The organism is Tsukamurella tyrosinosolvens, from assembly GCF_900104775.1.
GTDB classification, from domain to species: Bacteria; Actinomycetota; Actinomycetes; order Mycobacteriales; family Mycobacteriaceae; genus Tsukamurella; species Tsukamurella tyrosinosolvens.
This window is the reverse complement of record NZ_FNSA01000003.1, coordinates 4,277,222-4,302,189: the sequence shown is the minus strand read 5'-3', so window position 1 is coordinate 4,302,189 and position 24,968 is coordinate 4,277,222. Positions and strand designations below refer to the sequence as shown.

Annotated in this window: 29 protein-coding genes; 12 read left to right on the top strand and 17 right to left on the bottom strand. The window is 71.4% G+C overall.

Translation table 11 applies throughout. The annotated features are described in order from the left end of the window. Positions 1-93 precede the first annotated feature (93 nt). Genes BLW32_RS23425 through BLW32_RS23405 form a run of 5 tightly spaced genes read left to right on the top strand, consistent with a single transcriptional unit; the run spans position 94 to position 4,267 of the window. Positions 94-1,098 carry a substrate-binding domain-containing protein gene (locus BLW32_RS23425; protein ID WP_068741499.1) on the top strand — a complete coding sequence of 335 codons (1,005 nt, stop codon included), beginning with the start codon at positions 94-96 and terminating at the stop codon, positions 1,096-1,098. Next, the gene (locus BLW32_RS23420) at positions 1,095-2,054 is read left to right on the top strand and encodes an ABC transporter permease (protein WP_225535607.1); all 960 of its coding nucleotides are present in this window, start codon (positions 1,095-1,097) and stop codon (positions 2,052-2,054) included. The genes BLW32_RS23425 and BLW32_RS23420 overlap by 4 nt, the downstream gene beginning before the upstream one ends. After that, positions 2,051-2,845, top strand: a complete 795-nt coding sequence (locus BLW32_RS23415; protein WP_068741501.1) for an ATP-binding cassette domain-containing protein — start codon at positions 2,051-2,053, stop codon at positions 2,843-2,845. Before BLW32_RS23420 ends, BLW32_RS23415 begins: the two co-directional genes overlap by 4 nt. Further along, positions 2,835-3,662 (top strand): PfkB family carbohydrate kinase, encoded by an 828-nt coding sequence (locus BLW32_RS23410; RefSeq protein WP_074850810.1) that lies wholly within the window; start codon positions 2,835-2,837, stop codon positions 3,660-3,662. Before BLW32_RS23415 ends, BLW32_RS23410 begins: the two co-directional genes overlap by 11 nt. Continuing rightward, positions 3,644-4,267 (top strand): nucleoside/nucleotide kinase family protein, encoded by a 624-nt coding sequence (locus BLW32_RS23405; RefSeq protein ID WP_139286298.1) that lies wholly within the window; start codon positions 3,644-3,646, stop codon positions 4,265-4,267. Before BLW32_RS23410 ends, BLW32_RS23405 begins: the two co-directional genes overlap by 19 nt. Positions 4,268-4,275: 8 nt before the next feature. Here the strand turns inward: BLW32_RS23405 and BLW32_RS23400 are convergent, their stop codons facing one another. From BLW32_RS23400 to BLW32_RS23360, 9 genes are all read right to left on the bottom strand, one after another. Beyond that, complete coding sequence (locus tag BLW32_RS23400) at positions 4,276-4,944, bottom strand: alpha-ketoglutarate-dependent dioxygenase AlkB family protein (protein ID WP_068741502.1); 669 nt, start codon at positions 4,942-4,944, stop codon at positions 4,276-4,278. 1 nt (position 4,945) lies between these two features. After that, positions 4,946-5,653 carry a 2OG-Fe(II) oxygenase gene (locus tag BLW32_RS23395; RefSeq protein WP_068741503.1) on the bottom strand — a complete coding sequence of 236 codons (708 nt, stop codon included), beginning with the start codon at positions 5,651-5,653 and terminating at the stop codon, positions 4,946-4,948. Then, complete coding sequence (locus BLW32_RS23390) at positions 5,650-6,252, bottom strand: methylated-DNA--[protein]-cysteine S-methyltransferase (protein ID WP_068522741.1); 603 nt, start codon at positions 6,250-6,252, stop codon at positions 5,650-5,652. The genes BLW32_RS23395 and BLW32_RS23390 overlap by 4 nt, the downstream gene beginning before the upstream one ends. Beyond that, the gene (locus tag BLW32_RS23385) at positions 6,249-6,719 is read right to left on the bottom strand and encodes an RNA polymerase sigma factor (protein WP_068522740.1); all 471 of its coding nucleotides are present in this window, start codon (positions 6,717-6,719) and stop codon (positions 6,249-6,251) included. Before BLW32_RS23385 ends, BLW32_RS23390 begins: the two co-directional genes overlap by 4 nt. After that, the gene (locus BLW32_RS23380; RefSeq protein WP_068741504.1) at positions 6,716-7,234 is read right to left on the bottom strand and encodes a methylated-DNA--[protein]-cysteine S-methyltransferase; all 519 of its coding nucleotides are present in this window, start codon (positions 7,232-7,234) and stop codon (positions 6,716-6,718) included. Before BLW32_RS23380 ends, BLW32_RS23385 begins: the two co-directional genes overlap by 4 nt. Positions 7,235-7,306: 72 nt before the next feature. Continuing rightward, positions 7,307-8,350, bottom strand: a complete 1,044-nt coding sequence (locus BLW32_RS23375; RefSeq protein WP_068522738.1) for an alpha/beta fold hydrolase — start codon at positions 8,348-8,350, stop codon at positions 7,307-7,309. Positions 8,351-8,494: 144 nt separating this feature from the next. Then, positions 8,495-8,800: a DUF1416 domain-containing protein gene (locus BLW32_RS23370; RefSeq protein WP_068522737.1), complete on the bottom strand. Its 306-nt coding sequence runs from the start codon at positions 8,798-8,800 to the stop codon at positions 8,495-8,497. Positions 8,801-8,811: 11 nt separating this feature from the next. After that, positions 8,812-9,639, bottom strand: coding sequence for a sulfurtransferase (locus tag BLW32_RS23365; RefSeq protein ID WP_068522736.1), 828 nt, complete (start codon positions 9,637-9,639; stop codon positions 8,812-8,814). 284 nt (positions 9,640-9,923) lie between these two features. Beyond that, the gene (locus tag BLW32_RS23360) at positions 9,924-10,739 is read right to left on the bottom strand and encodes an LmeA family phospholipid-binding protein (RefSeq protein WP_068522735.1); all 816 of its coding nucleotides are present in this window, start codon (positions 10,737-10,739) and stop codon (positions 9,924-9,926) included. Between the two features lie 109 nt (positions 10,740-10,848). Here BLW32_RS23360 and BLW32_RS23355 point away from each other — a divergent pair, with 109 nt between their 5' ends. From BLW32_RS23355 to BLW32_RS23325, 7 genes are all read left to right on the top strand, one after another. Continuing rightward, a complete protein-coding gene (locus BLW32_RS23355) occupies positions 10,849-11,583 on the top strand; it encodes a winged helix-turn-helix domain-containing protein (RefSeq protein WP_068522734.1) in 735 nt (244 codons plus the stop codon). Further along, positions 11,584-12,459, top strand: coding sequence for a mycothiol synthase (gene mshD / locus BLW32_RS23350; RefSeq protein WP_068741505.1), 876 nt, complete (start codon positions 11,584-11,586; stop codon positions 12,457-12,459). 167 nt (positions 12,460-12,626) lie between these two features. Beyond that, positions 12,627-13,712: a phosphate ABC transporter substrate-binding protein PstS gene (gene pstS / locus BLW32_RS23345; RefSeq protein ID WP_068522732.1), complete on the top strand. Its 1,086-nt coding sequence runs from the start codon at positions 12,627-12,629 to the stop codon at positions 13,710-13,712. A 110-nt stretch (positions 13,713-13,822) separates the two neighbouring features. Continuing rightward, entirely contained in the window at positions 13,823-14,839 is a 1,017-nt protein-coding gene (pstC, locus tag BLW32_RS23340; protein ID WP_068522731.1) for a phosphate ABC transporter permease subunit PstC, read from the top strand. Beyond that, positions 14,836-15,750: a phosphate ABC transporter permease PstA gene (pstA, locus tag BLW32_RS23335; RefSeq protein ID WP_068522730.1), complete on the top strand. Its 915-nt coding sequence runs from the start codon at positions 14,836-14,838 to the stop codon at positions 15,748-15,750. Before pstC ends, pstA begins: the two co-directional genes overlap by 4 nt. A gap of 14 nt (positions 15,751-15,764) precedes the next feature. Continuing rightward, positions 15,765-16,541: a phosphate ABC transporter ATP-binding protein PstB gene (gene pstB, locus BLW32_RS23330; protein ID WP_068522729.1), complete on the top strand. Its 777-nt coding sequence runs from the start codon at positions 15,765-15,767 to the stop codon at positions 16,539-16,541. A gap of 49 nt (positions 16,542-16,590) precedes the next feature. Next, the gene (locus BLW32_RS23325; RefSeq protein ID WP_170181083.1) at positions 16,591-17,730 is read left to right on the top strand and encodes an FHA domain-containing protein; all 1,140 of its coding nucleotides are present in this window, start codon (positions 16,591-16,593) and stop codon (positions 17,728-17,730) included. Positions 17,731-17,778: 48 nt separating this feature from the next. Here BLW32_RS23325 and phoU read toward each other — a convergent pair whose 3' ends face one another. The 8 genes from phoU to BLW32_RS23285 form a co-directional block, all read right to left on the bottom strand. Continuing rightward, positions 17,779-18,441: a phosphate signaling complex protein PhoU gene (phoU, locus tag BLW32_RS23320; protein WP_068522727.1), complete on the bottom strand. Its 663-nt coding sequence runs from the start codon at positions 18,439-18,441 to the stop codon at positions 17,779-17,781. Between the two features lie 65 nt (positions 18,442-18,506). Continuing rightward, positions 18,507-19,709 (bottom strand): tRNA dihydrouridine synthase DusB, encoded by a 1,203-nt coding sequence (gene dusB / locus BLW32_RS23315; RefSeq protein ID WP_068522726.1) that lies wholly within the window; start codon positions 19,707-19,709, stop codon positions 18,507-18,509. Between the two features lie 139 nt (positions 19,710-19,848). Continuing rightward, positions 19,849-20,835, bottom strand: coding sequence for an acyl-ACP desaturase (locus BLW32_RS23310; protein WP_082791369.1), 987 nt, complete (start codon positions 20,833-20,835; stop codon positions 19,849-19,851). A gap of 157 nt (positions 20,836-20,992) precedes the next feature. Further along, positions 20,993-21,631: a response regulator transcription factor gene (locus BLW32_RS23305; protein WP_068741507.1), complete on the bottom strand. Its 639-nt coding sequence runs from the start codon at positions 21,629-21,631 to the stop codon at positions 20,993-20,995. Further along, entirely contained in the window at positions 21,628-22,782 is a 1,155-nt protein-coding gene (locus tag BLW32_RS23300; protein WP_231857366.1) for a sensor histidine kinase, read from the bottom strand. The genes BLW32_RS23305 and BLW32_RS23300 overlap by 4 nt, the downstream gene beginning before the upstream one ends. A 4-nt stretch (positions 22,783-22,786) precedes the next feature. Further along, positions 22,787-23,617, bottom strand: a complete 831-nt coding sequence (locus BLW32_RS23295) for an ABC transporter permease (RefSeq protein WP_068741508.1) — start codon at positions 23,615-23,617, stop codon at positions 22,787-22,789. Then, positions 23,614-24,579 carry an ABC transporter ATP-binding protein gene (locus tag BLW32_RS23290; RefSeq protein ID WP_068522723.1) on the bottom strand — a complete coding sequence of 322 codons (966 nt, stop codon included), beginning with the start codon at positions 24,577-24,579 and terminating at the stop codon, positions 23,614-23,616. Before BLW32_RS23290 ends, BLW32_RS23295 begins: the two co-directional genes overlap by 4 nt. Then, positions 24,576-24,857 carry a hypothetical protein gene (locus BLW32_RS23285; RefSeq protein ID WP_068741509.1) on the bottom strand — a complete coding sequence of 94 codons (282 nt, stop codon included), beginning with the start codon at positions 24,855-24,857 and terminating at the stop codon, positions 24,576-24,578. Before BLW32_RS23285 ends, BLW32_RS23290 begins: the two co-directional genes overlap by 4 nt. Positions 24,858-24,968: the final 111 nt, after the last annotated feature.

Sequence of the window (24,968 nt, the reverse complement as noted above, 5' to 3'; positions counted from 1 at the left end):
TGCGCAAACCCTTGCGGGGGCTTCAGCAGCGGGTATAGCGTCGCAACCATTCGCCAGTCATGTGATCCACAACACAGTCGAACGGAGCCCCTCATGTCGAATCGGAAGAGCCTGCGCATCGCGGCGGTGTGCTGCGCCCTCACGGTCAGCCTCACCTCGGTGGCCGCCTGCAACCGCGACGGTGGCTCGTCGGGCGGCGTGAAGGTCGGCCTCATCACGAAGACCGACACGAACCCGTTCTTCGTCAAGATCCGCGAGGCCGCCAAGAAGCAGGCGGACGCGAAGGGCGCGAGCCTGGTCGCGCTCGCCGGCAAGTTCGACGGGGACAACGAGGGCCAGGTCGCCGCGATCGAGAACCTGGTCAGCCAGGGCGTCAAGGGCATCCTCATCACGCCGAACTCGTCCACCGGCATCCTCGCGGCGATCAAGAAGGCCCGCGACGCGGGCGTGGTCGTCATCGCGCTCGACACCGCGACCGACCCGGAGAGCGCTGTGGACGCGACCTTCGCCACCGACAACAAGGAAGCCGGCCGCCTCCAGGGCGCCTGGGTCAAGGGGGCGCTGGCGGGCAAGCCCGCGAAGCTGCTCATGCTCGACGGCACCCCGGGCAGCACCGTGTCCGAGTTCCGGCACCAGGGCTTCCTGCAGGGCATCGGGCTCGCGGAGAACGCCCCCGAGGTGGCGGGCAAGGAGACCACCAACGGCGACCAGACGAAGGCGCAGACGGCGATGGAGAACCTGCTGCAGCGCGTCCCGGACGCCAACGCGCTCTACACGATCAACGAGCCCGCCGCGGCCGGCGGCTACGAGGCGGCGAAGAAGGCCGGTAAGGCGGCGCAGCTGGCGATCGGCTCGATCGACGGGAGCTGCACGGGTGTGGACAACGTGAAGAAGGGCGTCATCGGCGCCACCGTCCTGCAGTTCCCGGCCAAGATGGCCGAGCAGGGGGTGGACGCCGTGGTGGCCTTCGCCAAGGACGGCACCAAGCCGACCGGCTTCACCAACACGGGATCCCAGCTGGTGACGGACAAGCCGGTCGCGGGCGTCGAGTCGAAGGACACGGCCTGGGGTGCGCAGAACTGCTGGGGGCAGGCGTGAGCCTGGCCCGGCCGTCCCTGGCGAGCGTCCTGCGGGAACCCCTCGCGGGGCCGCTCGCCGCCCTCGTCGTCGCGTGCGTGGTCTTCGTCATCCTCACGCCGCAGTTCGCGACGGGCTACAACATCTCGCTGATCCTGCAGCAGTCCATGGTGATCGGGATCCTCGCCGTCGCGCAGTCGCTCATCATCCTGACCGCCGGCATCGATCTGTCCATCGGCGCGACGTGCGTGCTCGGCACCGTCGTCCTGGCCAAGGTCGCGGGCACCGACCCCGTCCTCGCGATGGTGGCCGCGCTCGGCGTCTGCGTGCTGATCGGCGCGGTCAACGGCGCCCTCGTGACGCTGCTCAAGCTGCCGCCGTTCATCGTCACGCTCGGCATGTTCACCATCGTCGCCGCCGCGACCCAGCTGTACGCGGGATCGCAGACCTATCGGGTCGCCGACGGGCCACTCACCTTCCTGGGCAAGGGCTTCGACGTCGCCGGGTTCCCGCTCACGCTGGGCCTGCTGGTCCTGCTGATCGTCTACGCGGCGACCTGGTACGTGCTCAACCGCACCGCCACCGGGCGGCACGTCTACGCCGTGGGCGGCAACCCCGTCTCGGCGTCGCTCGCGGGCATCAAGACGTCCAAGACGATCTTCGGCGTGTACCTGGTGTCCGGGCTGATCGCCGCGATCGCGGCGTGGGCCGCGCTCGGCCGCATCCCCACCGCGGACCCGAACGCCTTCCAGACCGCCAACCTCGACACCATCACCGCGGTCGTCATCGGCGGCACCAGCCTCTTCGGCGGCCGCGGCTCGGTGCTGGGCACGCTGGTCGGCGCGCTCATCGTCGGTGTGCTGCGCAACGGCCTCACACTGGTGGGGATCGACAACCTCTACCAGAACATCGCGACCGGTGTGCTCGTGATCGCCGCCGTTGCGCTGGACCAGATCTCCCGCAGGAGGCTGCAGTGACCACCGTCGACCGCACGCCGGTGCTGCAGGCCCGAGGCCTGGTGAAGAACTACGGGCAGGTCCGGGCCATCGCCGGCGCGGACTTCGAGCTGCGCGCCGGCGAGGTGCTGGCGGTGATCGGTGACAACGGCGCCGGCAAGTCCAGCCTGATCAAGGCCCTCTCGGGGGCGCTCGTCCCGAGCGAGGGCGAGATCCTGCTCGACGGTGCGCCCGTGCACTTCCGGAGCACCCTGGACGCCCGCAACGCGGGCATCGAGACGGTGTACCAGGATCTCGCCGTGATCCCTGCGCTCGACATCGCCGCGAACGTGTACCTGGGGCGCGAGGTCCGCAAGCCGGGGATCCTCGGTTCGGTGTTCCGGCAGCTCGACCGCCGGGCGATGCGGGACGCCGCCGCCGGCCACCTCGCGGACCTGAAGATCGGCATCACCTCCGCGACCCAGGCCGTCGAGACCCTCTCCGGCGGGCAGCGGCAGGGCGTGGCGGTGGTGCGGGCGGCCGCCTTCGGCAAGAAGGTGATCATCATGGACGAGCCCACGGCCGCCCTCGGCGTGCGCGAGTCCGGCCAGGTCATCGATCTCATCCGGCAGATCCGCGACCGCGGCACGCCCGTGATCCTCATCAGCCACGACATGCCGCACGTCTTCGAGGTCGCCGATCGCATCCATGTGCACCGGCTCGGCCGCCGAGCCGCGGTCGTGGATCCGAAGCAGCGCAGCATGTCCGAGGTGGTGGCGCTGATGACGGGCGCGCTGGCGCCGACCGACGAGGAGGCGGGCGGTGGGCCGTAGCGGTCCCCGGGGCCTGTTCGTGGGGCTCGCCACCATCGACGTCATCTCCCGGGTCGCGGAGTCGCCACCCCGCAACGGGAAGGTCACCGCAGTCCGCCAGGACGTCTCGGGAGGCGGCCCCGCGCTCAACGCCGCGGCGGTCTTCGCCGCTCTCGGCGGCCGCGCCGTGCTCGCCGCCCCGGTCGGCGACACGGCCCTCGGCCACCTCGTGCGCGACGACCTCGACGCGTGCGGGGTCGAGCTCCTCGACCTCGCCCCACCGGGATTCGCGCCGCCCGTCTCCGCCGTCACCGTCCACGCCCCCACGGGCGACCGGCAGGTGGTCTCCTTCGACGGCTCCGGATACCCCGACGCGGTCCCGCCGATCCAGGCCGGCGGCTTCGACGTGCTGCTCCTCGACGGGCACGGCCCCGCCGCGGCGCGCGCGGCGATCCGCAGCGCCGTCGCCGCGGGCGTGACGACGGTCCTCGACGCGGGGCGCTGGCGCCCCGTCTTCGCCGACCTGCTGCCGCTCGCGGGACACGCCGTCTGCTCCGCCGACTTCCGTGCGCCGGAGAATGTCCCGCCGCCGCCGGTCGTCGCCGTGACCGACGGGGCCGGGCCGATCCGCTACCGCGACCGCGGGGTGGAGGGCACCGTCGACGTGCCGGCGCTGCCGGTGGTCGATACGCTCGGGGCGGGCGACGTGCTGCACGGCGCGTACGCCTTCGCGATCGCGCGGGGCGAGGCGGTCGCCGACGCACTGCGTTTCGCGGCGGGGCACGCCTCCGGGAAGTGCCGGTATCCGGGGGTGAGGGCGTGGCTGCAGACGCTGTGACGGACGAGCTGATCGCCCGCGCACGGGAACTGATCGCGCGGCCGGGACGTGTCCTGCTCGGCGTCGCCGGGGCGCCCGCGTCCGGGAAGTCGACGCTGGCCGAAGGACTCGTGGCGGCGCTCGGCGACGACGCGGTGCTGGTCCCGATGGACGGCTTCCACCTCGACGACGCCGTGCTGCGCCGGCACGGGAGCTGGGAGCGCAAGGGCGCGATCGACACCTTCGACGACGCCGGCTTCGCCGACCTGTTGCACCGCCTGCGCGCCGCCGAGGGCACCGTCTACGCGCCGCGCTTCGACCGGGGCCTCGAGGCGTCGATCGGCGGCGCCATCGAGGTGGGGCCGGAGGTTCCGCTCGTGGTCACCGAGGGCAACTATCTGCTCGCCGAGAGCGGCGCCTGGCCGCGTGCGCGGGCTGCGCTCGACGAGGTGTGGTTCCTGCGCATCGACCCGGTGCTGCGCCGCGAGCGGCTCATCGCGCGGCACATGCGATTCGGGCGCGGCCCCGAGGAGGCCCGCGCCCGGGCCGACGGCACCGACGAGACCAACGCCCGGCTCATCGAGGCCACGGCGGCGCGCGCCGACCGCATCGTCGACGGTGGGTAGCGACGGGCTCAGTCCTCCATACCGGTCTCGCGGAGGGTGAGGTTGATTCGGCCCGCGGCGAGGCCGCAGCCGGGCGGCGCAGTGCCCGGCCGCACGGCGGTGACGCCGTGGAAGGCCAGCCGCGACGGGCCGCCGAAGACCACGAGATCCCCGGATTCCAGCGTGACGTCGGTGTAGGGACGGTTCCGGTTCTCCGTGTTGCCCAGCCGGAAGGTGCAGCTGTCGCCGATCGACAGGGAGACCACCGGCGCCCGGGAGACCTCGTCCTTGTCCTGGTGCATGCCCATGCGGGCCCGCTCGTCGTAGTAGTTCACCAGCGCCGTGTCGGGCGTGTACAGCTCCACCTCGCCGGCGTCGTGCCCCGTGTCGGCCAGTGCGCGCCGACCCACCCGCACCAGCCAGTCCGGGAAGGGCAGCACCCGTGCGCCGTTCACGTCCGTCGCGTCGCGCGAGTAGCGGTACGGCTGCCAATGCCAGCCCAGGCACACGGTTCGCACCGACATCGGGTGCCCGCGCACCGTCGCGGCGCGGATCGGCACCGGGCCGGCCGCCCACTCGCGGAACCGCCGGACGATCCACTGCTGCTGCTCGAGGTCGAGCCAACCCCGGATCAGGTACGCACCCGGCGCGAGGTCGACCACGGACCGGTCGGGCGGGAACAGCGCCTCCGAGCCCATGTCAGGCCGCGTCGTGGAAGACGAGGGCCAGCGTGTGGCGCTCGCCCGATCGGACGGTCGACACCCCGTGCCGCACGGGTGCGGCGGACCAGCCCCGTGCGGAGCGGACCGGGCGGTCGCGGGTGGTGAAGACGAAGCCGTGCCCGCGCGGGAGCGTGAACGACGTGCCCCGCGACTGCGCGCGGGGTCGCTGTTCGACGAGCAGGAACTCGCCGCCCTCGTGATCGACGCCCGGATCGTTGAGCGCGATCACCACCTGCAGCGGGAAGACCAGATCGCCGTAGAGGTCCCGGTGCAGCGCGTTCCAGTCGCCCGCGCCGTACTTGAGCAGGATCGCCGTCGACTTCCGTTGTCCCGCCTCGTGGCACATCGCGAGCCACTCGTCGAGGTCGTCGGGCCACGGGGCCTCGCGGCCCAGCCGCTCCCACCACCGTCGCGCGATCGGCAGCAGGTGCGGGTACAACGCGTGCTTGAGCTCGTCGATCGGCTCCGGGTAGGGCCGGGCGAAGTACTTGTACTCGCCCGCGCCGAACCGGTACCGCTCCATGTCGATCGTGCTGCGGAACAGCGCGTCCCGCGGGTACAGCCGCCGCAGCTCGACGGTGCGCTCGTCGGAGAGGAGGCGGGGGAGCAGCGCCCCGCCCACCGCGTCCAGCTCGGCGGCGACGGCATCCCAGTCTGCGGCGTCGGGGCCCGGGGCGGCGCTCATGCGGCCGACTCCAGCTCCAGCAGGGCGGCTTTCGCCGCCACGCCACCGACGTACTGCCCGATGCCGCCGTCCGACTTCACCACCCGGTGGCACGGGACCACCACGGGCAGCGGATTCGTGGCGCACGCGGTGCCGACCGCGCGGACCGCCGCCGGGCTCCCGACGAGCTCGGCCACCTGCTTGTAACTCAGCGTGGTGCCGTAGCCGATGTCCGGCAGCCGGCTCTGCACCAGCTGCCGGAAGCCGTGCGAGAGGGCGTGATCCAGCGGTAGGTCGAACGCGGTGCGCGTGCCCGCGAAGTACTCGTCGAGCTCGCGGGCGGCCCCGTCGAGGCGGCGGGGCGCGCGCAGCACCCGCGGGCTGACCTTCTGCGCCAGGGCCTCCAGGACGGCGTCGTGGTCCTCGCGGGCGTAGGCCACCCGGACGAGGCCGCGCTCGGTGGCCGCGAGGAGCAGCCCGCCGACGGGGGAGTCGACGACGGTGTAGGCGACGTCGAGCAGGCCGTCCGCCTCGGCACTCGCCGTGAGGCGGGCGCGGAGCCGGGCGAGGGCGTCGGTATCGGCAGGGGCCGAGAGTGTTTCGGTGATCTTCTCGCTCATGAGAGTTCCTCCCTCGTGCGCGTGGTACGGAGTTTCTTGAGGCCGTCGGCGGCCGCACGGCGCGCGGCGTCGACGGTGCCGCCGAGGATCTCGGCGATCTCGGCGTAGGGCAGGTCCGCCGCGTAGCGGTACGCGACGGCCTGCCGCTGCTTGTCCGGCAGGGCCGCCACCGCGACCCAGAGGTCACCGTCGGGCAGGGAGGCGGTGACGGGGCGCTCCGGCACTGCGTCGACCGGCACGGCGCGGCGCTGCGCCGCCCGCACCTGGTCGATCGCCTTGCGGTGCGCGATGGTCACGAGCCAGGCCTCGACGTTGGCCGACTCGGGCAGGTCCGGGTACGCGCGCAGCGCTGAGAGGAAGGTCTCCGACCACGCGTCCTCGGCGTCGTGCGGGCCGAGGATCGCGCGGCAGACGCGCAGCACCGTCGCGGCGTGCTCGTCGACCAGGCGCTCGAAGGGTGGTTTCACGCGGCCCCCATGCCCGGCAACCAGGGGGCACCGTCGGCGGCGGCCTCGAGGTCGAGCAGGACCCGCTTGCGGCGCAGGCCGCCCGCGTACCCCGTGAGCGTGCCGTTCGACCCGAGCACGCGGTGGCACGGGATGAGCACGCACAGCGGATTCGCGCCGACGGCCTGCCCCACGCCCCACGCCGACGTGCGGAAGCCGAGCCGCTCCGCGAGGGCGCCGTAGGTCGTGGTGGTGCCGTACGGGATCTCCCGCAGCGCCGCCCAGACGGCCTCCTGGATCTCGTCGCCCGCGGTGGCGAACGGCAGGTCGAAGGCGCGGCGCTCCCCGGCGAGGTAGGCGCGGATCTGCTGCGCCGCCTCGTCGAGGAGGACGTCCGAGGCGACCCGCTCCCCGAACGACGACTCCGCCAGCCGGCGGATGTGGTGGTGGAAGTACACGCCGGTCACGGCGCGTCCCTCGGCGACGAGCGTCAGCTCGCCGAGCGTGGTCTCCGCCACGATGTGCCTGGTGCTCATGATCTCTCCTCGTCTCGATCCTGCCCTGTAGACGCCGGGGGCGGGCGGAACGTGAGATGAGGATTCGAGCGGCTACCCGGTGTAGCCGGGGCGGGCGAGGAGTTCCCGCAGGCCGGCGTCGATGAACGCGGTGTCCACCGGGTTCGCCCCGCCGCCCGCGAAGTGGCCCCATACGCCGGGGATCACCCGCACCTCGCCGTGCTCGATGAACTGCGAGGCCCAGGCCTCGTCCTCCGGCGGGAAGTACAGGTCCTTCTCCGCGGGCATCGCCAGCAGGGGGCACCTGATGGAGCGCAGCGCGGCCTCGTGGTCACCGTCGAACCCCGGGGTGTTCCCGACGTTCCCGGCGTGCCACGTGCCGATCATCGCGATGAGGTTGTTGGGGTCGCGGCCGTCGCGGAAGAACTGCTCCCAGAAGCCGTAGAGGAAGTCGTCGAGCGAGGTGAAGCCCAGCTCGCGCCAGGTCTCGTACCAGTAGAAGGCCTGCGAGAAGCCCCATCCGGAGTAGATCCGCGCGAAGGCGCGCAGGCCCTTGATGGGCGGGCGCGCGGGGTCGTAGTCGCCGTCGGCCCACGCCGCGTCGGCGCGCAGCGCCTCGCGAAGGGACTCGAGGAACACCTGGTTGTGCGGCGCGGTGCGGCTGGAACCGCAGAACGGCGCCGCGCGCTGCACCATCTCCGGGTGGCTCACCGCCCACTGGTAGGTCTGCCCCGCGCCCATCGACCAGCCGGTGACCAGCGCGATCGTCGAGATGCCCCACTTCTCGGTGAGCAGGCGGTGCTGGGCCTCGACCTGGTCGTAGAAGGTGACGAGCGGGAAGCGGGCGTGGTCGTACGGCGAGGCCGCGTTCGACGGGGACGTCGACAGGCCATTGCCCAGCATGTTGGGAATGACGATGAAGTACTCGTCCGGGTTGAGTGTCTTGTCGGTGCCCACGAGCCACTCGTTGTCGGTGTGCCAGCCGGAGTACCAGGTGGGGTAGACGATCACGTTGGACTTGTCGGCGTTGAGGGTGCCGAAGGTCTTGTACGCGAGGCGGGCGCCGCGCAGGGTGTGGCCGGACTGCAGGGTGACGTCGCCGAGCTCGAAGTACTCGGCGTCGGAGGGAGCGGGCACGGGGGACTCCTCGGGTAGCGGATTCGCGACGTAACACCGATTCGGTACTGATATCCGACGTTACCCGTCCGATTTCCGCCGGGTGGCGGAAAACGGAAAGGGCGCGCACCCGGCATCCGGATGCGCGCCCCTCACCTGCTTCGCCTACTTGGCGACGGTGATGTCCTGGTTGTAGACGCCGTTCGACTCGGGCGAGACCTGGATGTCGCCGTTGCCCACGGAGGACAGCGCGCGCAGCGTCCAGGTGCCCGGCGCCGCGAAGAAGCGGTAGTCGCCGGTGCCCGAGGCCACGACCTCGGCGGTGAACTCGCCGGTGCCGTCGAGCAGGCGCACGAACGCGCCCGCGACGGGGTTACCGGCACCGTCGAGGACCTGACCGGTCAGGACGGTCTCCTTCTCGACGTCGACGCCTGCGGGCAGGACCTGGCCCTGCTTCGGTGCTCCACACATGATGGTCTTCCTTACTTCTCGATCGGGGCGCCCACGAGGGAGCCGTACTCGACCCACGAGCCGTCGTAGTTCTTGACGTTCTTCTTGCCGAGGATCTCCTGCAGCACGAACCACGTGTGCGAGCTGCGCTCGCCGATGCGGCAGTACGCGATGGTCTCCTTGGCGTCGTCGAAGCCCTTCTCCGCGTACAGCGCCGCGAGAGCCTCGTCCGACTTGAAGGTGCCGTCCTCGTTCGCGGTGGTCGACCACGGGATGTTGATCGCGCCGGGGACGTGGCCGCGCTGCTGCGCCTGCTCCTGCGGGAGGTGGGCCGGCGCGGAGATCTTGCCGGAGAACTCGTCGGGCGAGCGCACGTCGATGAGGTTCTTCTTACCGATCGAGTCGATCACCTCGTCGCGGAAGGCGCGCAGCGACAGGTCGACGGGCTTGGCCTGGTAGCTCGTGGCCGGGCGGGACACGGCATCGGTCGACAGGGGACGGCCGTCGAGCTCCCACTTCTTGCGGCCACCGTCGAGCAGCTTGACGTCCTGGTGGCCGTACAGCTTGAAGTACCAGTACGCGTAGGCCGCGAACCAGTTGTTGTTGCCGCCGTAGAGCACCACGGTGTCGTCGTTGCCGACGCCGCGCTCGGAGAGCAGCTTCGAGAAGCCCTCCTGGTCGAGGAAGTCGCGGCGGATCGGGTCCTGCAGGTCCTTGCGCCAGTCGAGGCGGACGGCGCCCTGGATGTGGTTGTCGTCGTAGATCGACGTGTCCTCGTCGACCTCGACGAAGACGACACCCGGGGTGTCGAGGTTCTGCTCAGCCCAGTCTGCGGAGACCAGGACGTCGGAGCGAGCCATGAGGATCCCTTTCGTTGATACCTATGGACGTGAAGTGAGAAGCGGAATCGCCACTTCGAAGGGTGCGCGGATGCGCTGGGAGGGCATGGGGATGCACCGAGAATCGGGCACCCGGCCCGGAGGAGGCGGGACTAGCCCAGACAGCGACAACCGGCCATACGGCACAGATCGACCGCCAGACGGCGGGTGAGCAGCAGCTCACAGCGGTTGCGCATGGGACCGAGAATACCCAACCCGCGAGCTTCCGTCACGGGAGGGTCACGGGACCCGGGCGCGCGGGAGGCTCAGGCCAGGGGACGGTAGAACGCGCCGGGGGTGACGGTGACCCCGTCGGCCTCCCCGAGGAGCACGACGTCGGCGTTCTCCGCCCGCGCGCCGGTGGGCGCGATGCCGAAGGGCAGCGCCATCCGGGGCAGCACGCGGGTGAACGCGGCGAGGACCGTCCGGTCCTCGCCCGGCAACAGGTCGGCCTTCGCGTGATCCTCGGGGCCCGAGTAGATGCCGGTGGCACGGACCGAGATCGCGTCACCCTCGTTCGCGAAGTCCGCCGCCACCGAGATCAGTACGGTGCGCTCCGGCTCGGCCGGGGTGGGCAGCGGGACGGTGCCGGTCAGCACGATGCCCTTCGACGCCTTCACGTAGCCGTCGGCGGGGCTGCCCGCACCGGCGCGCTTCGGGGCGGGGGTGTGCACCTGCAGGTCGACGATGTCCATGAACCGGCCCACGGCCTTCTGGTCCAGCCGCACGCGCGCCTCCACGTGGCCGGCCGCGATCGGCGTGTCCGGCGCGAACGTCGGCAGCAGGCCGCCCGGGATCCGGACGTCGGTCATCTCCGCCTCGATGCGGGCGCTCCGGTCGCGCACCTTCGCCGGCGCGGCGATCGTCAGCTTCGGATGCTCGCCGCCCGAGGTCAGGTAGGGGAATCCGCCGATCGTCACCTCGGGGTCGTCGGACAGGCCGGCGGCCGCCCGCAGTTCGCGAGACAGGCGGTACTCCGCCGTTGCCGCGGAGCCGAGTTCGGCGAGCAGCGCGACCGTGAGGAGCGTCGCTAGGGCGATCAGAACCCGCCTGATCCACGCCCGTCCCTGCCCCTGCGCCACGCTCGCACCCTCTCGTCGACACCGACGCCGTCACGCGCGGCGTTCTGACCACCGCTATTCTGACATTCGACATTTTCTTCGAGGCCGCCGCGCACTGTGGGGAGGGCATGTGGATCTGATCCTGCTCACATCCGACCGGGAGCCGGACACCGTGCTGCCGTCGCTGTCGCTGCTGCCGCACACGGTGCGGACGCTGCCGGCCGACGTCTCGTCGCTGCTGGAGGTCGGACCGGCCGAGGTCGCACTCGTGGACGCCCGCACCGATCTGGTGACCGCGCGCGGCCTGTGCCGGCTGCTGGGCAGCACGGGCGGGGGCAGGATGGCCGTGGTCGCGGTCCTCACCGAGGGCGGGCTCGTCGCCGCGAGCGCCGACTGGGGCCTCGACGATTTCCTCCTGCCGACGATCGGGCCGGCCGAGATCGACGCCCGCCTGCGGCTCGTCGTCGCGCGGCGCGACTCCGGCGGCGAGGACGAGGTGGCCGACAAGGTCACGCTCGGCGAGCTGGTCATCGACGAGGGCACCTACACCGCCCGCCTGCGTGGCAAGCCGCTCGACCTCACCTACAAGGAGTTCGAGCTCCTCAAGTTCCTCGCACAGAACGTGGGCCGCGTCTTCACCCGCGCCCAGCTGCTGCAGGAGGTGTGGGGTTACGACTTCTTCGGCGGCACCCGCACCGTCGACGTGCACGTCCGGCGCCTGCGCGCCAAGCTCGGCGCCGAGCACGAGGGCATGATCGGCACGGTCCGTAACGTGGGCTACAAGGCGGTGCGGCCCGTGCGCGGCAAGGGCGAGCGGCCCGTCGAGGACATGGAACCGACGGACGAGGATCTCGAGGAGCTGTAGATGGTCGACGTGGTGCGCGGACCGGTCACCGATCCGGAATCGGTGCTGGCGATCGCCGCCGCGGCGGAGGCCGCCGACGGCATCGGCGCGCTCTCGGAGCAGTTCCGCCTCGGCGTCACGGGCGACGGCCCGCACCTCCTCGCGCGGGACGCGGACGGCGCACCGTCGGGCTACGCGGGGATCGTCGTCCCGCCCGCCGGCGGGGCCGGTGCGGCCGAGGTCGTCGTCGCACCGTCGGAGCGCCGACGGGGCCTGGGCCGTGCGCTGGTGACCGGCGCGCTCGACCTCGTCGGGGAGGGTGGCACCGTGTGGGCGCACGGCGACCTGCCCGGCGCCCGCGCGCTCGCCGCGGACCTCGGACTGACCGCGGTGCGGACCCTGCTCAACCTGCGGCGGCCCCTCGGCGGGCTGGGCCCGGTGCCGGCCCCGCCCGCTGGGGTCACCCTGCGGACCTACGCCGGGCCGGCCGACGACGCCGCGATCCTGGCGGTGAACAACGCGGCCTTCTCCTGGCACCCCGAGCAGGGCGGCTGGACCGGCGAGCAGATCGACGAGCGGACCGGCGCCGACTGGTTCGACCCGGCCGGGCTGTTCCTCGCCGTCGACGAGCAGGACCGGCTGCTGGGCTTCCACTGGACCAAGGTCGCCGACCCCGCCGCCGGGCTCGGCGAGGTGTACATCGTGGCCGTCGCCCCCGCAGGTCAGGGGCGGGGGCTGGGCAACCTGCTCACCGCCGCCGGCCTGGAGTACCTCGCCGGGCGCGGCCTCGCCGAGGTGGAGCTGTACGTGGAGGGCGACAACACCGCCGCGCTGCGCACCTACACCCGCCTGGGTTTTGAGGAACGCGAAAGACACGTTGCGTACGCATTACGGTAATCCACTCGACCGGGCGAGTTTCCCGTCCGTTCACCCGGGACACCCGATTCGGACACCCGGCCTCCCTATGTTGCTGGATGACACCCGCAGTGCCGGGGTGATCAGTCCTGACTCGACCCGGAGGAATCTCGGTGAACTTCAAGCGTGGATCCGTATCGGCCCTTGCCATGGTGGCCGCCCTGTCCCTGACCCTGTCCGCGTGCGGCGGCGAGGAGTCGAGCGAGGCCGCGGGCAGCTCGGCCGCCGGCGGCTCCGGTGTGCAGTGCGACGGCAAGCTGCAGCTCAAGGGCAGCGGCTCGACGGCGCAGGCCAACGCCATGACCGTCTTCAAGAACACCTTCGCCCAGGACTGCTCCGGCGCGAACGTCGACTACAGCGGTAACGGCTCGGGCCAGGGCATCACCGAGTTCACCTCGGGCCTGACCAACTTCGGCGGCTCCGACTCGCCGCTCAACGCCGACCAGGCCAAGAAGGCCGAGGAGAAGTGCGGCGCCCCCGCCCTGAACCTCCCGCTCGTCTTCGGCCCGATCGCCGTCGCCTACAAGCTCCCCGGCGACGTCTCCGTGAACCTTTCGGCCCCGACGCTGGCCAAGATCTTCAGCGGCGTCATCACCAAGTGGAACGCGCCCGAGATCGCGGACGAGAACAAGGGCACCACGCTGCCCGACCTGCCGATCACCGTCGTCTTCCGCTCCGACGAGTCGGGCACCACCGAGAACTTCCAGAAGTACCTCGGTTCCGCCGCGCCGGCCGAGTGGTCCGCCGACAAGAAAGGCAAGGCCTTCAAGGGTGGCACCGGCCAGGGCGCGAGCGGCAACGCCGCCGTCGCCGCGACCGTGAACAAGGCCGAGGGCACCATCACCTACGCCGAGTGGAGCTTCGCCAAGGCGCAGAAGCTGCAGGTCGCCAACATCATCACCTCCGCCGGGCCCGAGGCCGTGAAGCTCTCGAGCGAGTCCGTCGCCAAGACCATCGAGTCGGCCAAGTTCAAGACCCCGGGCAGCAAGGACCTGGTCATCGACACCGAGGGCTTCTACAAGCCGTCGGCGGCCGGCGCCTACCCGATCGTGCTCGCGACCTACGAGATCGTGTGCTCGAAGTACTCGGACGCCGAGGTCGGCAAGGGCCTGAAGACCTTCCTCAAGGTCGCGGCCAGCAAGCCGGCGCAGGACCAGCTCGCGGGCCAGGGCTACGCCCCGATCCCCGAGTCCTTCCGCACCACGCTCACCGAGTCGATCGACTCGATCCAGTAGGACACTGCTGAACCACCGGGCGTCGTGCGGGCGGCCAGGCACAATGGCACTCGCACGACGTCCGGCTCAGCCGGAAGGACGACTTTCGCGTGGCGGAACAACGGGGAAACATGGCGACTGAGGATTCGACGGACCGCGACGCGGACGGCGCCGCGAGCGCCGTGGCGACCACCGACGCGGGGGCCACCCGCACGACCTTCGCCGGCGGTCACGACCGCATGGAGAAGATCTTCAAGTGGGCGGCGTACGCCTCGGGCGTGCTGCTCGTGGTCGTGATCGCGCTGATCTTCCTGCAGCTGGTGATCCAGGCGATCCCGGCGCTCACCAAGAACAACGCCAACTTCCTCACCAGCTCCGAGTGGCAGACGAACCCGTCCAACATGCGGTTCGGCATCCTCGAGCTGCTCAAGATCACGGTCCTCTCGTCGGTGATGGCGCTGATCCTCGCCGTGCCGGTGGCCGTGGGTATCGCGACCTTCCTGGTGCAGTACGTGCCGCAGCGGCTCTCGCGGCCGCTCAGCGCGGTGATCGACCTGCTGGCCGCGGTCCCGTCGATCATCTACGGCCTGTGGGGCATCTTCGTGCTCGCGCCGTTCCTCGTGCCGCTGCAGCGCTGGCTCAACGAGAACCTCGGCTGGTTCTTCCTGTTCAAGACCGGCAACGTGGAACTCTCGCTCGGCTCGACGGTGTTCACCGCCGGTATCGTGCTCGCGATCATGATCCTGCCGATCATCACGTCGATCACGCGCGAATCGCTGCGGCAGACCCCCGTCGCGCACCAGGAGGCCGCGCTGGCCCTGGGCGCCACCAAGTGGGAGGTCATCCGCCTCACGGTCTTCCCCTACGGACGGTCGGGCATCGTCGCCGGCTCGATGCTGGCCCTCGGGCGCGCGCTCGGCGAGACCATCGCGGTGCTCATCATCCTGTTCGCCGCCACCAAGACCTCCATCTGGTCGCTGTTCGACAGCGGCTACACCTTCGCTTCGAAGATCGCCTCCGCCGCCGCTGAGTTCGACAACGTCGACCAGCGCGGCGCCTACATCGCCGCCGGCCTCGTGCTGTTCGTGCTCACCTTCGTGGTGAACGCGGTCGCCCGCTGGATCGGCGGGGGACGGGTGAACGGATGACCGCCACCGAGCTCGACGACGTCGCCAAGAGCGGCACCGTCTTCCACCGCACCTCCACCGCGCGCCGGATCAAGAACAACGCCGCCGCGATCGTCTTCGGCGCCTGCTTCCTGTTGGCCCTCGCGCCGCTGGTCTCGCTGCTGTACATGGTGATCGCCAACGGCCTGCCCGCGATCCTCGAGCCCGAGTGGTGGACCAAGTCGATGGTCCGCGTCGCCCCCGATTCCTACGCCGGCGGCATCCGCCACGCCCTGTACGGCACGCTCGTGCAGGCCGGCATCGCGGCGTTGTTCTCGGTGCCGATCGGCGTCATGGTGGGCATCTACCTCGTCGAGTACGCCGAGGGCACCCGGCTGGGGAAGATCACCACCTTCATGGTCGACGTGCTCGCCGGCATCCCGTCGATCGTCGCCACCCTCTTCATCTTCGGCATCTGGATCACCACCTTCGGCATGCCGCAGTCCGCGTTCGCGGTGAGCCTCGCGCTGATCCTGCTCATGGTGCCCGTCGTCGTGCGCTCCACCGAGGAGATGCTCAAACTCGTGCCCAACGAGCTGCGCGAGGCCTCCTACGCGCTCGGCGTGCCGAAGTGGAAGACCATCGTGCGGATCGTGCTGCCGACCGCCGCGTCCGGCATGGTCTCCGGCGTCTTCCTCGCCATCGCGCGCGTGGTCGGCGAGACCGCGCCCGTGCTGCTGCTCGTCGGCATCAGCGACCGGATGAACTACGACCTCTTCAACGGCAACATGTCGTCGCTGCCGCTGTTCATCTACGACCAGTACCGCAACAACCCCGGCGCCGTCGGCGAGTACCGGGCGTGGGGCGCCGCCCTGACCCTGGTGATCCTCGTGGGCATCGCGAGCGGCCTCGCCGCCCTCATGTCCCGGCTGCTCGCCCCCAAGACGAAGTAACAAGGAGATCCATCATGGCGAAGCGCCTGGACATCAAGGACCTGAACATCTACTACGGCGCGTTCCACGCGGTGCAGGACGTCTCGCTGACGGTGCCGCCGAACTCCGTCACGGCGTTCATCGGGCCGTCCGGTTGCGGCAAGTCGACGGTGCTCCGGTCGATCAACCGCATGCACGAGGTGACCCCGGGCGCTCGCGTCGACGGGCACATCACGCTCGACGGTGCCGACATCTACGGCGCCGGCGTCGATCCGGTGGGCGTGCGCAAGACCATCGGCATGGTCTTCCAGCGCCCGAACCCGTTCCCCACCATGTCGATCCGCGACAACGTCGTGGCCGGGCTCAAGCTGCAGGGCATCCGCAGCAAGTCCAAGCTCGACGAGGTGGCCGAGCAGTCGCTGCGCGGCGCGAACCTGTGGGGCGAGGTCAAGGACCGCCTGAACAAGCCCGGCGGCGGCCTCTCCGGCGGCCAGCAGCAGCGCCTGTGCATCGCCCGCGCGATCGCGGTCAGCCCCGACGTGCTGCTCATGGACGAGCCCTGCTCGGCGCTCGACCCGATCTCGACCCTCGCGATCGAGGACCTGATCGGCGAGCTCAAGCAGAAGTACACGATCGTCATCGTCACGCACAACATGCAGCAGGCGGCGCGCGTCTCCGACCAGACCGCCTTCTTCAACCTCGAGGCCACCGGCAAGCCGGGCAAGCTCATCGAGATCAACCCCACCGAGAAGATGTTCTCCAACCCGGACGAGCAGGCCACCGAGGACTACATCTCCGGCCGCTTCGGCTGACGGGTCACACCGGCACGGAGTCGTCGGATATCGGCCGTATCCTATGGGGATGACATCGCAGACCCCGACCGGCGACCGGTACAGCACCGTGCTGCCCGGCGACCGCGTGGTCGCCAGGCTGCGCACGAGGGTGCTGGTCGTGGACGCGCCCGCGATCGGCGGTCCCGCGGCGGTCGCGGAGCTGCGTGCCGCCCTCGGTGCCGACGGTGATCTCGCCGCCGCCCTGCGCGGCCGCACCGGCCCGGCGTTCGCCGTGGTCGAGCTCGGCGACGGCACGGCCCGGGCCCTGCTCCGGGGCGTCGCGGACGCCGACGAGGACCGCTCCGTGACCGTCGCGATCTTCGCCTCCGCCGCGGCCGCCGCTCCCGAGCACGTGCTGCACGCCGGCGCGGAGTTCGTGGAGCGCGTCGCCCCCGTGGCGCCGGGCTCGGTGGTCACCGTCACCGTCGGCCCCCCGCCACCGCCGGCCCCCGTGTGCGGGCCCGCCGCCCTGCACCTCGACGACGGCGCCGTGCCCGGCGCGGGCGTCGTGCTGTGGTCGGACGCGTCCGTCGCGCCCGAGGCGGAGGGCGAGATCGCGACCGACGTCTTCCCCGCCGACGCACCCACCAACGAGGAACCGACCGGCGTGAGCCCGCTGTTCGCCGCCACCGACTACGACGTCGAGGTCGGCGACGTGGCGGCGGCCGCCGCAGCGGGCCCGGTCGTCGAGGGGCGGCGCTGCGCCTTCGGTCACCTCAACGCGCCCGTCGCCGCCTACTGCACCCGCTGCGGGGCCCTCGTCGACCGACGGCTGCCGCTGGAGACCGGTCCGCGGCCGCCGCTGGGGCTGCTCGTCGCCGACGACGGCACGGCCTTCGTCCTGGAGAACGACATGGTCATCGGGCGTGATCCGGCCGCGTTCGTCGCGCAGCGCGCCGGCCGCTCCCTCGACGGCGCCGGGCGGCTCGCGCCCGTCGTCCTCCCGGACCGCACCGGCGCCCTGTCGCGTGCCCACCTGGAGATCCGCATCGACGGCTGGCAGGTGCTCGCCGTCGACGTGGGCTCGGCGAACGGCACGTGGGTCCGCCCGCCGGGTGCCGCGCAGCCGCTCCGCCTGCCGCCCGGGCAGCCGGTGCCCCTCGGCGTGGGCTCCGACATCCACCTCGGCGGCCGGATCCTGCAGCTCCAGGACGGTGTCGGGGCCTGACCCGCACAGCGCAACGGCCGCCCCGCAGGGCGGCCGTGCGTGCGCGCGCTACTTGGAGACGTCGGCGGTGGGCTCGGGGCTGCCGGTGGCCTGGAAGATGACGCGGCGGCCGATCTCCACAGCGTGGTCGGCGAAGCGCTCGTAGTAGCGGCCCAGCAGCGTCACGTCGACGGCGGCGGCGACGCCGTGCTTCCACTCGCGGTCCATGAGCACGGTGAACAGGTGGCGGTGCAGGTCGTCCATCGCGTCGTCCTGCTCCTCGATCTCCGCGGCCTGCTTCGGGTCCTGAGTCACCAGGACCTCGCGGGCGGAGTTCGCGAGCTCGACCGCGAGGCGGCCCATCTCGGCGAAGTAGCCGTTGACCTCCTCGGGGAGGGTCTTGTTCGGGAAGCGGCGGCGGGTCACCTTCGCGACGTGCAGGGCGAGCGCGCCCATCCGGTCGACGTCGGCCACGATCTGGAAGCCGGAGACCACGACGCGCAGGTCGCTGGCGACGGGCGCCTGCAGCGCGAGGAGGGAGAACGCCTCCTCCTCGGCGCGGCGGCTCAGTCGGACGATCTCGTCGTGCTCGGTGATGACCTCTTCGGCGAGGGCGAGGTCGGCCTGGAGCAGCGAGTTGGTCGCCTTCTCCATGGCGATGCCCGACTTGTCGCAGATGTCGCCGAGGATGTCGTTGAAAGCAGCCATCTGCTGGATGTACGCATTACGCATGTGCGCAGTATATCGGCCTTTTCATACACGACCGCAGCGTTGGATGAACGACGGGTGAACGACGGTTAACCGCCGCTCGTCTCCTCTTCGGCGCCGGGCATCGCCGCGGCGTCGGACTCCCACGGATCGTCGAGCCAGCCCTCGGGCAGGACGACCTTGCCGGGCGTGCCCTGGCGGCCGCGCGGACCCTCGGCGTCCTTCGGGAAGGGCACGTCCTGCGGCAGCGTGTCGAGCAGCGCGCGCAGGTCGGCGAGGGTCTTGACGGTCGCGAGCCGCGTCCGCAGTTCGCCGCCCGCTGGGAAGCCGCGCAGGTACCAGGCGACGTGCTTGCGGATCTCCCGCATGCCCTTGTCCTCGCCGTGGTGCGCGGCGAGGAGCTCGCCGTGCCGGTACATGATGTCGGTGACCTCGCCCAGGTGCGGCGGGACGGGCATCGGGGTGCCGTTGATCGCGGCCGAGAGCTCGGAGAACAGCCAGGGGCGGCCGAGGCAGCCGCGGCCCACGACGACGCCGTCGCAGCCGGTGCGCTCCATCATGGTCACGGCGTCCTCGGCGGCGAAGATGTCGCCGTTGCCGAGCACCGGGACGGTGTCACCGAAGTGGTGGTGCACGTGGTCCTTGAGCCGGGTGATCTCGTCCCAGTCGGCCTGGCCCGAGTACCGCTGCGCGGCGGTGCGGGCGTGCAGCGCGACGGCGACCGCGCCCTGCTCGGCGGCGATCCGGCCGGCGTCCAAGTGGGTGTGGTGCTCGTCGTCGATGCCCACGCGGAATTTCACGGTCACCGGGATCTCGGGGGCGCCCACGGGGGAACCGTCGGCGATGCCGCGGACCGCGGCGTCGACGATGCTCGCGAACAGGTTCCGCTTGTAGGGCAGCGCGGAGCCGCCGCCGCGGCGGGTGACCTTGGGGACGGGGCAGCCGAAGTTCATGTCGAGGTGATCGGCGAGGCCCTCCTCGGCGATCATCCGCGCGGCCTCGTAGGTCCACTTCGCGTCGACGGTGTAGAGCTGCAGGCTGCGCGGGTCCTCGTCGGGGGCGAAGGTGGTCATGTGCATCGTGACCGGGTGCCGCTCGACGAGCGCTCGGGCCGTGACCATCTCGCACACGTACAGCCCCGCGACGGTGCCGGTGCGCGCCCGCTCCAGCTCGCGGCACAGGCTGCGGAAGGCGACGTTGGTGACGCCGGCCATCGGCGCGAGCACGACGGGGGAGTCCAGCTCGAACCGCCCGATGCGCAGCTTGGGCTGCGTCGTGGTGGCTGTGGTCATCAAGATCTCCCGTGGTCGTGCGGCGGTCGCTCGCCGCCCTCCATGATCGCCGCCCCGTCGTGCCGTGGCAAACCGGTGCGGCGGGAAACGACGGAACCCGCCGTGCCCGGGGGCGCAGCGGGTTCCGTGTGTGTCTGTACTAGACGGCCAGGCCGGCCTTCTCGCGCTTCGCGGCCTCGCGGGCCAGCGAACGGTCGCGCATCTCCTCGAACTTCACGGCCGCGGCCTCGAGCTCGTCGAGGAAGGCTGCGAGCTCCTCGCGGGTGCGCTCGCCCTCGGGGCCGAAGTCCTCGCGCTCGAAGATCTTCCACTTGCGCAGGACGGGCATGACGACCTCGTCCTTGTGCTGGCGCAGGTCGTAGATGCCGTGCTTGGCCATGAGCACGCCGTTGCGGCGGAAGTCGGGCATGCCGGCGCCGGGCATCTCGAAGTGCTTGATGGTGTCGGTGATCGACCGGATCGCCTGGTCGGGGACCAGGTCCAGGCCGGCGGCCGAGATGTTGCGGTAGAAGATCATGTGCAGGTTCTCGTCGGCCGCGATGCGCTGCAGCATCTTGTCGGCGATCGGGTCCTGGCAGACCTTGCCGGTGTTGCGGTGGCTCACGCGGGTGGCGAGCTCCTGGAAGGTCACGTACGCCACCGAGTGGAGCATCGTCATCTTCTGCTCGGTGTGCTGCGCGACCTTGCCCTGCGGGTCCCAGCCGTTGGTCATGTGGATCATGCGGGCCTGCTCGAGCTTGACCGGGTCGACGCCGCGGGTCACCACGAGGTAGTCGCGCATCGCGATGCCGTGGCGGTTCTCCTCCGAGGTCCAGCGGCCGACCCAGTGGCCCCAGGCGTCGTCCATGGAGAAGTTCGCCGCGATCTCGCGGTGGTACGTCGGGAGGTTGTCCTCGGTGAGGAGGTTGGTGATCATGGCCGCCTTGGCCACGTCGTCGAGCTGGCTCTCCTCGGGGTCGTAGTCCGACCCGCCGAGGGCGGCGTAGTTCTTGCCGTCCGACCAGGGGATGTAGTCGTGGGGGTTCCAGTCCTTCGTCATCGAGAGATGGCGGTTGACGTTGTCCTCGGCGACACCGGAGAGCTCCTTCAGGAGCTCCAGCTGGGTCAGTTGGCGGGTCGACATCATTCCTCTTTCGACGTTTGGATCAGTTCCAGATTATCCCGAAAGTCTACGCACTTCGGACCGCGGACTCAATGTCCGCTGCGGAAAGTGACGCTTTCGAGTATTACGCGCACCGAGGTCCATCGGCGCAGGCCCCGGGAACGTTACACCGTGTCGAGGGTCACAGGATCCAGCCGAGCTCGCGGGCCCGCACCGCCGCCTCGTAGCGATTGGAGGTTCCCAGCTTCGCCATCGCGGATGAGAGGTAGTTGCGCGTCGTGCCGGCACTCAGGTGCGCCCGCCGGGCGATCTCGTCGACCGAGGCCCCGTCGACGGCGAACTCGAGGACATCGGCCTCGCGGGCCGTGAGCGGGGAGTCGCCGGCGCTGATCGCCTCGGCCGCCAGCTCCGGATCGACGTACCGCCCGCCGCCGTGGACGGTGCGGATGACCTGCGCCAACGTGGTCGCGGGCGCGGTCTTCGGCAGGAAGCCGCGGATCCCCGTCGCGAGGGCGCGCTTGAGATACCCCGGACGGCCGTGGCTGGTGACGATGAGCGTCGCGGCGCCCGGCGTGCGGCGCAGCAGCTCGGCGGCGGTGTCGATGCCGTCGGGCCCGGGCATCTGGAGGTCGATCACCGCGACCGCGGGCTCCTTCCCCTCCGCGGCGCGGCGCTCCCACAGCGCGATCAGCTCGGTGCCGGACGCCGCCTCCGCGGCCACCGTGATGTCCGGTTCGAGCTCGAGCAGCGCGGCCACGGCCGTCCGGATCAGGTGCTCGTCGTCCGCGATCACCACCTCGATCGCCGGTGCGTCGGTCATGCCGCCTCCCAGGTCGCGGTCAGGGTGAACTCGTCGCCGTCGTGCGCGGCGTCCAGGGCGGCGCCGACCGCCCGGAGCCGCCCGCGCAGCCCGTCGATGCCCGACGGTGCGCCGTCGCCCCCGGTCGAGCGGCCGGCACCGTCGTTGCGCAGGACCAGGCCCGAGGGGCGCAGCGTGAGGACGGCCTGCGTGGCCGTGGAGTGCTTGACGATGTTGGTGGTGCCCTCGCGGACCACCCAGGCGGCGGCCTCGTGGAGTGCGGGCGGGATCTCGTCGGGCTCGCCGATGACGCGCAGGTGGCAGCCCGCGGCGGAGAGCAGCGACCGGGCGCCGGCGACCTCGGTCCCGAGGTCGATCGCGCGGTAGCCGCGGACCAGGGTGCGGGCGTCCTCCATGGACGAGACCGCGAGGGCCTTGACCTCGTCCATCTCGCCTGCGGCGCGATCGACGGCGCCCGCCCGGGCGAGGGTGGCGGCGAGCTCGCTCTTGACGGAGATGGCGGAGAAGGCGCGACCGACCACGTCGTGCAGGTCGCGGGAGAAGCGCAGGCGCTCCTCGGCGACCTCGAGTTCGGCCGCGAGCCGCTTGCCGTTCTCCAGCTCGGTGAGGATCTGCATGCCCCACACGGTGCTGCGCGAGGTCCACATGAGGGCGGCCCCCACCGCCACGAGGAGGGCGCCGATCTGCCAGGCGTCGGGCCCGCGGGTGAGCAGTGGGGAGAGGACCGCGCCCGCGATCAGGACGAACCAGCGATGCCGTACGAACGGGATCACGCCCGCGCACGCCATGAAGAAGGTCATCGACGCGGTGACCGCGGCTTCGTTCTTGTCCACTCCGGGGAACCGGGCCGCGGCCACGGTGGCCAGCCAGACCGCCGAGACGCCGACGACCGCGAACCGCCAGGCGAGGCGCCGTTGGCGGTCGGTCGCGCGGATCGCGAGGTCGGGCTGCGCCTCGATCCCCGCGATCGAGGCGAGACCGGCGATGACGATGCCGATCGCGGGCCAGGCGCGGGTCCCGCTGATGAGGAGCATCGTGACCACACCGACCATCACGCTCTGCAGGACGAGCCGGGTGTAGAGGCGGTACTTCTCCACACCCGGCATCTCCCGCCACCACGCCACGGCGCGGCGCAGCGGGGCGGGGATCACGCGATCACCCGCGGTCGTCCCAGCGGAACCACCGCTTGGCGAGAACTACCGAGATCACGGTCCATACCGCCAGTGTCGCAAGCGGACGGCCGGTCTCGCCGAAGGTGGCGGCGAAGCCGAGCGTGGCGGCGTCGTCGGGCGCCCCGGGCGCGAGGCCCGCCTGCCCCAGCCGGATGAGGTCGGAGATCGCGGCGAACGGCGTCCAGTCGGCGATCAGCGCGAGCCGGTCGGGGAGGAGCTGCCGGATGCTCGCCATGCCCACCATCGAGATCACCATGACGGGCATCGACGTGATCTGCGCCGCCTCGGCGTTCTTGGTCATCGCGCTGGTGGCCAGCGCGAGCAACGTGAAGATCACCAGGCCCGCGGCGAGCGCGAACACCATGAGTAGCGCGTTCACCGGCATCGGCCCGCCCGCGCCGTACACCGCGCCGGACACGATGACCGCGCCGAGGACGGTCAGCGCGATGCCCGGCACCGCGGGCGCCGCGAGGATCTGCAGGTCCGAGGACTCGCCGGTGCGCAGGCGTTTGAGCACGCCCTCGGAGCGGCGGGTCGTGACCATCGACAGCACCGAGTAGTACTGCACGAACAGAAGCGCGAAGACCGCGAACATCTCCATCGTGATCGCCACGCCGAGCGGCTTCGGCGCCGCGTCGCCCCGCGCGAGGAAGAACAGGAGCAGGGGCATGCCGATGGGGAAGACGGTGCCCATGAAGAGCAGCGTCTTGTTGCGCCGGAACTGCAGGAACTCGGCGTGCGCGAGGGCGCGCAGCGGGTGCCGGCCGTATCCGACGGCGGGTGCGGCCGCGGTGGCGGCGGTGGTGGCGGTCATGCGGGGGCTCCGATCGGATCGTCGGCGGGGGTCTCGTCCCCGCTCGCGATGGTGAGGAAGACGGACTCGAGGGAGGGGTGCCGGGCCTGCAGCCCGGACAGCGCGAGGCCGCGGTCGGCGGCCCACCCGAGGAGGGCGTGCAGGTCGTCCTGCAGCCGGAAGGTGCGCAGCGTGACGCGGCCGGCACCATCGGCGCCGGCGGACCAGCCGCCCGCGAGCGACGGCAGGGGCACGCCGGGGTCGTCGAAGGCGATCTCGGCGGGGTGGCCCTCGACGATCTCGCGGAGCGTCCCGAGCCGGGCGATGGCGCCGCGGTGCATGATCGCGATGCGGTCGGCGAGCGCCTCGGCCTCGTCGAGGTAGTGCGTGGTGAGCACCATCGTGACGCCGTCGCGCTTGAGCTCGTCGAGCAGCTTCCAGGTGGCGCGGCGGCTCTCGGGGTCGAGGCCGGTGGTCGGCTCGTCGAGGAACAGCAGGCGCGGCTGCCCGATGAGCGCGCACGCCAGGTCGACGCGCCGCTGCTCGCCGCCGGAGAGGGCGCCCACCCGGACGTCGGCGCGCTCGCGCAGGTTCACACGGTCGAGCACGGCGTCGGCGGTGGTGGGATTGCTGCAGGTGCCGCGCCACATTTCCAGGGTCTCGCGCACGGTCAGCTCGGCGGGCAGGCCGCCCGACTGCAGCATGATGCCGGTCAGCGGGCGGACCCGGCGGCGCTCGGCGTGCGGGTCGAGGCCGAAGACGGCGAGCTCGCCGGCGCTCGGCCGGGCGAGGCCCTCCAGCAGGTCGAGCGTCGAGGTTTTGCCGGCGCCGTTGGTGCCGAGGAGCGCGAAGACCTCGCCCGCCGCGACGTGCAGGTCGATGCCGCGCACCGCTTCGAACGCGGTCGCGCCCGAGCCGTAGGTGCGGCGCAGGCCGGTCGCCTCGATGACGGGGCCGGGGGCGGGAGTGATCGGGGCGCTCATCGACGGTCCCACTTCCGGGTGCCGAGCACCCACCGCACCGCGAGGTGCAGCGCGGCGACGCCGGCGACGATCGACGCCAGCAGCACCGGCGGCTGCAGGAGGACCACGACGAGGGCGACGATGAGGACGGTCGTGACGACGACGGCGCCCTCGCGGGCCCGGGTCGGCGCGGGGCCGAGCCGGCAGACGTCGACGAAGTAGTCGTGCAGCCCGTTTCGGGACGGGGCCGGGTGCGGATGCTCGGGACGGTGGACGGTGTGGAGATCGTTGGCGTTCATGAGATCAAGCTTCGCCGCGATCCGGCCCGGCCAGTAGTGCGCGCTGTCAGGGCTTTTCCGCTGGTTGTCACCGATTCCCGATGACATCTGTCATGCCGGAGCGCGGCACGC